The sequence below is a fragment of the Paenibacillus sp. LHD-38 genome (assembly GCF_031157315.1).
Lineage (GTDB): Bacteria > Bacillota > Bacilli > Paenibacillales > Paenibacillaceae > Pristimantibacillus.
The window spans coordinates 1-655 of sequence record NZ_JAVIFU010000151.1; the positions used below are offsets into that span (position 1 = coordinate 1).

Sequence of the window (655 nt, forward strand, 5' to 3'; positions counted from 1 at the left end):
TCAGGTCAGAGCACGCGCCGAGGTTCGATGACAAAAGCGGGCAATAACCACTTGCGTCGTACGTTGGTGGAGTCGGCATGGAGCTACCGTCATCGACCAGCCGTTAAGGGTGATTTAGCTAACCGATTAGAAGGATTGCCTGCAGCTGTGCAGTTGTTGTCATGGAAAGCGCAAGAGAGATTGCATATGAAATACCGCCGGCTTGTTTTCGGAAAGAGCAAGCATAAAAACGTGGCCATCGGTGCCGTTGCCCGAGAATTAGTTGGGTTTATTTGGGCCGTCGCTCGAATCGCGGAACAAGGTGAACTCACAGATGACGGAAAGCAGAAAAACGTAAGTTAGTTGCTTCTCAAAAGTCGAAAGGGTAATTTTAGCAAGAAGTATTGCTTGCACACATCGCAAAAACACCGGAACATTAGGCCCGGGGGCAAACGAAGGTTTAGGAGAGAATGTACGTGGTACGTTTGCACTAGGTTGTGAAACCGAACGTGCGTCACTAGCTGGTAATCGCTCTCCTTGACGAAGGCATTGAATGTGGTAACCAACCCACGGATAGCAGCGTGCCGACCGTCGCTCGCTTATTTGCCCCCGCGCCTAGTGTTTCGGTTAATGCAAGTACGAGGTATTGACAAAAACGTTCATAGCAACGTACCCG

Annotated in this window: 1 protein-coding gene; it reads left to right on the forward strand. The window is 50.1% G+C overall.

Features of this window, described 5'->3' with window-relative positions; genetic code table 11:
* Window positions 1-342, forward strand: a 342-nt coding sequence (locus tag RCO25_RS34665; RefSeq protein WP_309000580.1) for a transposase, incomplete at its 5' end; no start/stop codon positions are given.
* Window positions 343-655: the final 313 nt, after the last annotated feature.